Below are 9,364 nucleotides of genomic sequence, written 5' to 3'. Positions count from 1 at the left end.
CCCCGGCGGGGTGGGGGTGCGGCCGCTGGGCCAATGGGGGTTTGTCGTTGGGTCACAATTTTGGGGGCTTCCGCCCCCTCACCCGGGCCCCCAATCCACACTGTTGAAAGGCGACGAGCCACCGGGCGTGCGGCCGAAGCGCTTCAGCTGCGCTGGGTTACCGCGCGGTCCCTATCGCCGGAGAGCCGCAGCAGAGATCGGCAAACCGGCCGCGGCGAGCCGGTCACATACATCCGAGGGTGTTCCGGGCGGATTGCGCCAGGCGGCGGCAGTCGCGCTGACCGCCTGATGGACCCGCGCCCCGTCCAGATTGAACAAGTCCATCACGAACTCATCCGGGTGCTTGGCCTCAACACCGAACTGTGCGAGCGCAGACTCGGGGAAATCTCGCAAGTTTGCGGTGACGATGACCTGAGCTCCAGCTCGAATCGCCGCGGCGAGCACATGGCGATCATTCTCGTCAGGCAGAGTGAGGGCTGGGATGAGTTTCTCGTATCCGGTGATCAGGCAGTCTGGTACAGCCGCGTTCATCAGTTCGCGCAGCTTCTTCATTCTCGCGGCCGGGATATCTGGACGGTCCTCCGCCAAGTTCCCGAAACTCTCGTCGAGAATGCGATCGGTCCACCGCGCGTGCACAAGCCCGGTCTGCGCGAGTCTGATCAACACATCCCGCAAAACATTCGGATACAACACATTTGCGTCGTACAGCACAGTGAATGTCACGTCAGTACAGCCCGAGATCGTCCGTCAATGCCGCGAGTTCATCTGCAGCAGTGCGTGCACTTCTCAGCTGGGAACGTTGGTACGAAAGAAGTGACGAAGCGAGGATTCGGCGATGGCGGCCGACCAGTCGATAGTCGATATGCCCTTCATTCAGCAGCTTGATTACATGGGGGCGCGAGACATTCAGCATTTGTGCAGCCTGTTGCGTCGTCAACTCTGCATGCGCAGGGACCACGGTGACGCCTTGCCCTGCTGCCATGTTGGCCAACACATCGCGGATCAGGTTCAGGGTGGTGCGAGGCAGGTGCACCGACTCTGTAGTGCCCGCAACGGTCACATCGAGAGTCTCGCCAGCTCCCGGCTCGACGCCACGCAAGACCTGGAGCGCCTGACGCGCCTGCTCTTGTTCGATAAGACTGGGCTGCTCACCATCGGACATAACTCACCTCGCATCCATCCGAAACGTCATGACACTTCAAACGCAATATACGCAGCATTCGAAATAAACGCAACGACATGTCAGGGTAGTCTGCCTCCAAACCACAGATGACGTCGCGTTCCCCGACCCGGATCGAATCCCGCCCACCGCGACGCGTGAGGCAACCCACGCAAGCGGGGCAGGCGTGCAGCGCAGTCCGGGCTTGGTTACTCATCGGCCGCCACCCGTGTAGTGATTTCGTCGATGAGGGTGGCCAAAGCACCGCCGAGCCGGTCGACGCGCGCAGCGTCTGGGGTACGTGGCTTGGTGAGGTAGACGTCGCGGCGCACCTCGATCATCACCGACACCACACGCTCATTGTGGCGGTAGTGACGCAGCGGCACGTAACATCCGGAATAGGGTGTGTTTTCGGCGATTTGGTCGAGTTCGGTGAGGGACGCGAATGCGCCACGGGTCGCGTCGAGAAGCCAATCGGGTGTGTGGTCCGGGTCGGTGCCGATGCACAATGCCGGGCGCGCGGCAGCGGGGTCCTCGAAGCCGGATGGATTCTCGGGATACGAGTGCAGGTCGATGATCACCGCACGCCCGCACGTGTCCAGACGATCGTCGACTGCTGCGGTGACCGCGTCGGCGTAGGGGCGGAAGTGAGCCTCGATCAGTTCGGTGGCACGGGGGTACGGCTCGGGTCGTAGCCGTGTGCCAGTGCAGGTGCGGGTGTAGACCGCACCCCGCCCGAAGGTGTGGGCCGGCTCTCCTGCGTCGGGAAACCGTTCGGGATCGATCACTAGGCGCGAGAGCATGTTGACCACGACAGTCGGACGCCGCAGGGTATGGCGCAGTGCCGCCGCGGCGATCTCGTCGGTGGCGGTGTCGGTCGATTCGTCGAGCTCGGCGGCGAGTTCAGCCTCGGTCAGGAGCAGGTCCGCGCGCACATCTGGCGTGATGACGCGGGATGCGTGTGGCACGTGGATGAGTACCGGAGACCGATTGTCTCCTGGTGTGACGAGTGCAGCGCTGGGCACGTGTTTCCCCTCCTCGGTATGGCCGAGCTCGCAGCGTTCGGCAGTTCCGCTGTAGTCGTCGATGGGCCGAGCAATGCCTCGCCGGTCTGGTTGTCGAGGCTGACGTCGATCTCGGACACGACATGTACGGCTGACGGAGGTCACGCCTTCGGTGGCCGCTTCATGATGGAGGACGACGTCAGGCACAGCGCCGCGGAGGAAATCAGCAGGAGCCACAGTCCCCAACCGATCTGGACGCCGACTGTCTCCCCGAAGAACTCACCGGTGACCGACGTGAGGTTCATGATGTCGACGATCGCGATCACCAGGCAGATCACTCCCACGACGGGTGTGCCCCAGCGCAGTGCTGCCCAGACATCGGCGCCTTGGGAAAACCGTAAGAACAGCGACACCGCGGCAACTACGCCCAGGATCAAGGTGATGATGCCGTCGCCATCCACCCCGCTCTTGGAGAACGCAAAGAAGCTCGCCCAAGGGCCCAAGCTCCCGATGACGATGCCGCCGCTCGCGACGAGCGCAGCGATCAGGTTGGCCGTGTATCGCCGGTCGGTCGGAGGCGTGTGGAGAGCAGCGTTGGGTCGAGTCTGCTCGCCCCATTGCTGACCGTCCCACCACCGTTCGAGGCCGGGGTTATGCGGGTCTGGATGCCATCCGGCAGTGAGGTTCATGGAGAATCCTTTCGGGTCTGGAACTTGTCTGTCTCATTCATGCTGTTGCCGAGCGAGATTCATCGAGTGAGGCAACAATGTTGCGTGCAATTTCCTCCGCTACCGCATGTGATGCGTTCGCGTCGTAGCAGCGCCGTGCCGCCACAGCGAGACGGTGTGCTGCTTCGTTGAGCGGGTGTCCGTCGTGTCCGCGCACCCAGGAGAACTGCACCGCTCGGCCCTTGATCGAGCGGTGAATGCGATCGACCACCGCGGAGATCCCGGGGCGTCCTTGGTAGGTGCCCTCGAGGCATGCGATCGCGAGCCGGCTGTCGGTGAGGATGTGCAGATCGCGGTCGGAGAACTTGGTCGTGGCCATCTCGATGGCGAGCAGTTCACCTTCGAGGATCGAGCGGGCTTCGGGCACCATGTGCATGCGGCGAGCGCCCGTCTCGGAGATGCATCCGAGGCCGGTGCCGTGCAGATTCCTGGCCTTGGATGCATCGGTGGCAACGACCAGCGGCGGCAGGGCTGCATGCGCTGCTTCGCGCCGTGCTTCCTCCTCTGCGAGGAGCGCGGCGACGTGTGCGCCGATAGCGTCGGAGGCGTGCTGAAGCAGTGTGCCGAGCGGACCGAACGGGGTATCGACGGACTCGACGGCGGGGAACGAGTCCGACACGGACTTCAAGGCCCGCCGGAGGTCGGCATCAGAAATATGGAGCCTCGCCGACGTATCGCGGGCACGCTCGTACAGGGCAGCGAAGGCGTCGAGGCCGGCCTGGTACCGGTCGGCGTCGTCCTTACCTTCCCTGGTGAACAGCGTGACATCGGTATCGGTGGCGAGAACGGCGCAGGTCATGGTGTTCGGACCGGTGTGGATCTGACGGATGTGGATCGCGGCGAGCATGTGGTTTCTCCCTCGTCTTCGGCTGCCAAGATCATGGTTCGGAGCAGCGAAAGAGAGTAAGGAACGAGGCGATAAGGGGGGATATCGTATTGCGTAACGCTCGTGTCCGGGGGTCCCGATAGATTCTTGGACGAACACGGCAGGCGTCGCGGGAACTACGGAAAGGGGCCGACGACGTGATCGATGAACCGGTCCTGCTGCTCACCAAGAGCGACATTGCATCGCTCGCCGGTGTGCAGCGACCCGTCGTCTCTGTGTGGCGCACCCGCTACAACGACACCGACCGGCCGTTTCCGCAGCCCGTCCGGATCGATGCACGGCAGGAGAGGTTCGCCGCAGCCGATGTCGTCGACTGGCTGAAGGAGCGCAAGCTCGGCAACAACGACGCCCTCGCAGAAGACGTCGCGATCCACGCGGCGCTCGACCATCCCACCGACGCCGACCCTGAAAGCGTGTTCGCGGGGATCACAGCATTGCTGTGCCTCAAGGCTCAGCTCGGAACGCCACTTGCCGACCTCGACGGCGACGACATCCTCGATGAGGCCGACAACCTCGATCCAGACGACGCCTACCTGTATCGGGAACTCGACGCGCTCGGCGATCACCTCGTCACCTATGCGCGGCATGCCGACCGCATGGCCGACGCCGCGTACACGCCCGAGCGGGCATTCGAAGCGTTGATGTCGCAGCGCTTTCGTCGTCCGATGCCGGAACTGGCGGCGTCGACCCTTGCAGCGGGTGCGCATGAGTTGTGCGTAAGTGTCGCAACGGCTCTCGTCTACGACGATCGTGCGGCATTCGTCGATCCTTCGATCGACAGCAGCGACCTGTTCGTCGCCCTGCGGAAAGAACTGTCCGAAGACATCGAGCCGATCGCGATCACCGGTCGCGCAAACACCGCGTCCGCCCGACTCGCGCGTCGACGCCTCGCCATGCACCGCTGGCGGCGACACCCCGCACCCGAGGGCGGGTTCGGCAACGACTTCTCGATCGACCGACCCGCACTGTTCTTGACCCAGTACCCCTCGCCGTCCACGCTCGGGTACTCACCGATCGAGATGCTCACCGAGGTCGACAACATCACGGTGCAGATGAGCAGCGAACACTACGCAGTGGTCATTGCACCTGCGGCTGTGCTGGTCGACCCGGTGCGCGACCGCGACACACTGTCGATCCGATCGGGCATCCTCCGGTCGGGTCGGCTTCGCGCGGCAATCCGGCTGCCCGAGGGGTTGCTCGTCACGAAACCCGGAACGGCGATGGCGCTCTGGGTGCTGGGCGCCGCCGACGCTCAGATCGCGCCGGCCGACCAGTGGACAGTGCTGGCCGACGTCAGCGACCGCCCGCTCGATCACCCGACCATCGACGGTGTCGTGTCCGATGTGGTGGCCGCGATGGGATCGTGGGATTCGGTCTGTGCGCACGCATTCCAGTTCGGCGCGATCTACAGGACGGCAGACCTCCTCGCCGACGACGGCAGGGGACTTGTCGCGACTCGTCACGTGCGGCCCTCCGGCCGGGGAGACGAAGTGGCGAGCCGGGTGATGTCGCTGGTCGATGCCACGAACAGTCATGCACACCGCATCGAGGGTGATCTCCGTGTGACGGTCGAATACGACCGAGCAGGAGTCGCAACGCTACCCACGGCCGGCGACCTCGTAGCCCAGCACAAACTCAGCCTCGTGCCCGGCAATCGGATCGACGAGGGCGATCTCGAACCCGATGGAAAGGTCCGCGCGATCGGGCCAGCAGAGCTGCTGGGGGAGAGGGTGATCGGGGAGCGCGGTGTAGACAGACTCGTGCACACCACGAAATATCCGAGCAGCCGCTACAGCGAACCTGGCGACATCGTGTTCTGCACGTCACCGAGATTCGGAATCACCATCGACGCCGAGGGTTCATCGCTCGTGGTCGCGCCTGCACGAGTGCTGAGGGTGCGCAACGGCGCAGTCGACGGTCTTGTCCCCGAGGTCATCGTCCGGCACGTGAAGAAGCTTGCCGCTGTGGAGAAACCCACTGGAGCGATCCGGGCGGGCCGGCGGTGGAAGGACTGGACGATTCCGGTGATCGCCCCCGACCGCGTCGGCGCCGTCGTAGAAACGTTGCGGGAATTCGACACACGACGACGCGAAGCGCAGAACCTGCTCGACAGCGTGAATGAACTGACCGACACAATGATCGACGGCGTGACTCGCGGAGTCCTGTCCGTCACTGTAGAAAACCGGCACGTCCCAGAGGAAGGGTGAAGATGCCACCGAGGAAGAAGGCGACGGTCACGGCACCGTCGACCATGAAGGAACTGAAGGATACGCTGTGGAAGGCCGCCGATAAACTGCGCGGTTCCATGGACGCGTCCCAGTACAAGGACGTCATCCTCGGGCTGGTGTTCCTCAAGTACGTGTCGGACGCGTTCGAAGAACGCCGCCAGCAGCTCGAAGCGGAACTGATCGCCGACGGTCTGGACGAGGAAGGCGTGGCGTCGCTGATCGACGACCGCGACGAATACCTCGGATCCACCGTGTTCTGGGTGCCTGAGGAGGCGCGCTGGGACTACCTCGCGCAGAACGCGAAGGGTATCCAGGAGTCGTCCGGGATCGAAGGCCGAACCATCGGCCAACTGATCGACGCTGCAATGCGCGGCTTGATGGAGGAGAACTCCACCCTCGCCGGCACACTCCCCATCATCTTCAACCGCGACAATGTCGACCAGCGTCGCCTTGGTGAGCTCCTGGATTTGCTCAACGACACCCGCTTCACAGGCGAGGGAGCACGTAAGGCCCGCGACCTGCTCGGGGAGGTATACGAGTACTTCCTGGAAAAGTTCGCCCGTGCCGAGGGTAAGCGTGGTGGCGAGTTCTACACGCCTGCAGGTGTTGTGCGCGTTCTCGTCGAGATGCTCGAGCCGTACAACGGACGTGTCTACGACCCGGCTTGTGGTTCGGGTGGCATGTTCGTGCAGGCAGAGAAGTTCACCGAACATCACGGCGGTAGCCCCGCCGATATCTCGGTGTACGGGCAGGAACTCAACGAGCGCACGTGGCGGATGGCGAAGATGAACCTCGCGATCCACGGCATCACCGCCCAGCTCGGTGATCGGTGGGAAGACACGTTCGCTCAGGACAAGCACCCCGATCTCCTTGCCGACTATGTGATGGCCAATCCGCCGTTCAACATCAAGGATTGGTCGCGCCGCGAAGACGACAAGCGGTGGAAGTTCGGTGTGCCGCCGGCCGGTAACGCGAACTACGCGTGGATTCAGCACATCATCGCGAAGCTTGCCGAAAAGGGCAGCGCAGGTGTGGTGATGGCGAACGGTTCGATGTCGTCGAACTCCGGTGGTGAGGGCGAGATCCGCGCGCGTCTGGTCGAGGCGGATCTGGTGTCGTGCATGGTGGCGTTGCCGACGCAGCTGTTCCGCAGCACCGGTATCCCGGTGTGCACGTGGTTCTTTGCGAAGGACAAGGCGCCAGGTGTGAAGGGTTCGATCGATCGGCGCGGGCAGGTGCTGTTTATCGACGCCCGCAACCTCGGTTACATGGTCGACCGCGCGGAGCGGGCGTTGTCGGACGACGATATCGCGAAGATTGCGGGCACGTTCCATGCTTGGCGGGGAACAGAATCCGCGAAGGGTGTCGAATACGTCGACGAGCCGGGCTTCTGCTATTCGGCTTCTTTGGCTGAGATCAAGGAAGCTGACTACGCGCTGACGCCGGGTCGGTATGTGGGTGCGGCGCCACTCGAAGATGACGGTGAGCCGATCCAAGAGAAGATCGCGCGGTTGACGAAGGAACTGTACGAGCAGTTCGACGAGTCGGCGCGTCTCCAGGCTGTTGCGCGCGAGCAGTTGGGGAGGGTGGAGTGATCGGACCGGTGAGTCTGGACGAGGTTTGCATATCCATTGTCGATTGTGAGCACAAGACTGCTCCGATTGATGAGGCTGGAGAGTTCTTTGCAGTCGGTACGCCTGCGATGCGTGACGGGGTAATCGATTACTCCCAAGCGCGCCGCATATCGAGAGATACATTTGAGAAGTGGACGCGCAGACTCAGTCCGCGCGTCGGCGATCTGCTCTTTGCGCGTGAGGCGCCAGTTGGGCCAATTGTGAGAATTCCGGTCGGCGAGAATGTAGCTCCGGGACAGCGCACTGTCCTCATTCGTCCCAATCCAGACGTCGTGGACTCGAGATTCTTGTACTATTTTCTCGGATCTCCGATGGCGCAGCAGCGACTTCAGGATCGCGCAGCAGGTTCGACAGTTGCGCATCTTAATGTCGCGGACATCAGGGACTTTGAGCTCGGTTTGTTGCCAGCCCTTGAGGGGCAGTATGCAATCGCCGAGGTCCTCGGCGCCCTCGACGACAAGATCGCCGCAAACCGCAAGCTGGCCGCAACCGCTGATGAACTCGCACGTGTCCACTTTCGGGAGATCTCAAGTCGGTCGGTTTGCTTGGACGAGGTCGGGTCAGCCTACGATGATGTTGCTGTAATCGGCGGCGGTGGAACCCCGAAGACCACCATGTCGGAGTATTGGGATGGCGATATCCCTTGGGCCACACCGACGGATGTTACAGCGCTCGATGTCCCATCGATCGGATCGACGGCGAGATCGATCACGGAAGAAGGACTCGCCAACAGTTCAGCGAAGCTGTACCCGGCCGGTTCCGTCCTGATGACCTCACGAGCGACGATTGGTGCGTTCGCCATTGCGGAGGAAGGCATCGCCGTGAACCAAGGGTTTATCGTGGTGAACGCGAAAGACCCAGAGAACCAATGGTGGCTGTTCCATGACATGCGTGCACGCGTCGATGAGTTTATCGCCCACGCAAACGGAGCCACCTTCCTTGAGATTCCGCGAGGACGGTTCAAGACACTGCCGGTCGCAATTCCAGATCGGGATGTTGTTGCAGATTTCTCGGCCAAGGCTGCTGAGTTGCACAGAGTTTCTGTGAGCGCGGCGACCGAGTCACGCTCGCTCACTACGCTTCGTGATGCACTGCTCCCACGCCTGATGTCCGGCGAGCTCCGCGTCCGCGACGCTGAGAAGTCTGTCGAAGCCGTGTTGTAGCCAGACCGACCACGGATTTGGGTGGATTCTTGCCCGCTCTCCGGGCAAAATCCACCCAAATCGAGTTTCCTACCGAGGCGGCCGTGTCGTGGTCACGCGCATCGGGACGTGGTTGATCCCGGCCTCGATGTAGTTCGGTCCTGTGCGGGCGAATCCGAAGCGCTCGTACCACTTTTCGAGTCGCGCCTGCGCTGATATCTCGACCGCGGTTGGAGACGCAGCCACAGCGGCCTCGATGAGACCGGCCGCGAGCCCACGGCCACGAGCCGAGCGCGCTGTTGCAACCCGGCCGATATGGGCGGGGTCGCCGTCATTGATCAAGCGAAGCGTCGCCACCACCGCATTGTTCTCTTCGATCCAGTACAACTCGGTGAACGGCTCGAGATCGACACCGTCCAATTCTGGCTCGTCGACGATGCGCTGCTCGTGGACGAACACGTCGGTGCGCAGCATCAGGATCTTGTACAAGGTGACAGGGTCGATGGCCGCGAGGGATGCATGCTTGATCGCTGGCATGAGTCGATCCTACTGTTCATCGATGGCGCGCCACTGCAGATGGAGA

9 protein-coding genes are annotated in these 9,364 nt (G+C 62.8%); 3 read left to right on the top strand and 6 right to left on the bottom strand.

Annotated features, from left to right (window positions below; all coding sequences use genetic code 11):
- Nucleotides 1-171: 171 nt before the first annotated feature.
- The 5 genes from ACFWCF_RS23685 to ACFWCF_RS23665 all read right to left on the bottom strand — a co-directional run bounded on the left by ACFWCF_RS23685 (nucleotide 172) and on the right by ACFWCF_RS23665 (nucleotide 3,738).
- Nucleotides 172-723 (bottom strand): PIN domain-containing protein, encoded by a 552-nt coding sequence (locus tag ACFWCF_RS23685; RefSeq protein WP_378566818.1) that lies wholly within the window; start codon nucleotides 721-723, stop codon nucleotides 172-174.
- 1 nt (nucleotide 724) lies between these two features.
- Entirely contained in the window at nucleotides 725-1,162 is a 438-nt protein-coding gene (locus ACFWCF_RS23680; RefSeq protein ID WP_378566815.1) for a helix-turn-helix domain-containing protein, read from the bottom strand.
- A gap of 206 nt (nucleotides 1,163-1,368) precedes the next feature.
- Nucleotides 1,369-2,184 carry an N-formylglutamate amidohydrolase gene (locus ACFWCF_RS23675; protein WP_378566812.1) on the bottom strand — a complete coding sequence of 272 codons (816 nt, stop codon included), beginning with the start codon at nucleotides 2,182-2,184 and terminating at the stop codon, nucleotides 1,369-1,371.
- A 140-nt stretch (nucleotides 2,185-2,324) separates the two neighbouring features.
- Nucleotides 2,325-2,852, bottom strand: coding sequence for a DUF2510 domain-containing protein (locus ACFWCF_RS23670; RefSeq protein ID WP_378566809.1), 528 nt, complete (start codon nucleotides 2,850-2,852; stop codon nucleotides 2,325-2,327).
- Nucleotides 2,853-2,889: 37 nt separating this feature from the next.
- Nucleotides 2,890-3,738: a ribonuclease HI gene (locus ACFWCF_RS23665; protein ID WP_378566806.1), complete on the bottom strand. Its 849-nt coding sequence runs from the start codon at nucleotides 3,736-3,738 to the stop codon at nucleotides 2,890-2,892.
- Nucleotides 3,739-3,914: 176 nt separating this feature from the next.
- Here ACFWCF_RS23665 and ACFWCF_RS23660 point away from each other — a divergent pair, with 176 nt between their 5' ends.
- Genes ACFWCF_RS23660 through ACFWCF_RS23650 form a run of 3 tightly spaced genes read left to right on the top strand, consistent with a single transcriptional unit; the run spans nucleotide 3,915 to nucleotide 8,802 of the window.
- Entirely contained in the window at nucleotides 3,915-5,984 is a 2,070-nt protein-coding gene (locus tag ACFWCF_RS23660) for a helix-turn-helix transcriptional regulator (RefSeq protein ID WP_378566803.1), read from the top strand.
- Between the two features lie 2 nt (nucleotides 5,985-5,986).
- On the top strand, nucleotides 5,987-7,600 hold the full coding sequence (locus ACFWCF_RS23655) for a type I restriction-modification system subunit M (protein WP_378566800.1): 1,614 nt from the start codon (nucleotides 5,987-5,989) through the stop codon (nucleotides 7,598-7,600).
- Nucleotides 7,597-8,802 (top strand): restriction endonuclease subunit S, encoded by a 1,206-nt coding sequence (locus tag ACFWCF_RS23650; protein ID WP_378566797.1) that lies wholly within the window; start codon nucleotides 7,597-7,599, stop codon nucleotides 8,800-8,802. Before ACFWCF_RS23655 ends, ACFWCF_RS23650 begins: the two co-directional genes overlap by 4 nt.
- Nucleotides 8,803-8,871: 69 nt before the next feature.
- Here ACFWCF_RS23650 and ACFWCF_RS23645 read toward each other — a convergent pair whose 3' ends face one another.
- Nucleotides 8,872-9,318: a GNAT family N-acetyltransferase gene (locus tag ACFWCF_RS23645; protein ID WP_378566794.1), complete on the bottom strand. Its 447-nt coding sequence runs from the start codon at nucleotides 9,316-9,318 to the stop codon at nucleotides 8,872-8,874.
- Nucleotides 9,319-9,364 lie beyond the last annotated feature (46 nt).

It is taken from the genome of Rhodococcus sp. NPDC060090 (genome assembly GCF_042729855.1).
Taxonomy (GTDB): Bacteria; Actinomycetota; Actinomycetes; order Mycobacteriales; family Mycobacteriaceae; genus Rhodococcus.
Note: the sequence above shows the minus strand (reverse complement) of the source record. Positions and strands in the feature narration are given on the sequence as shown.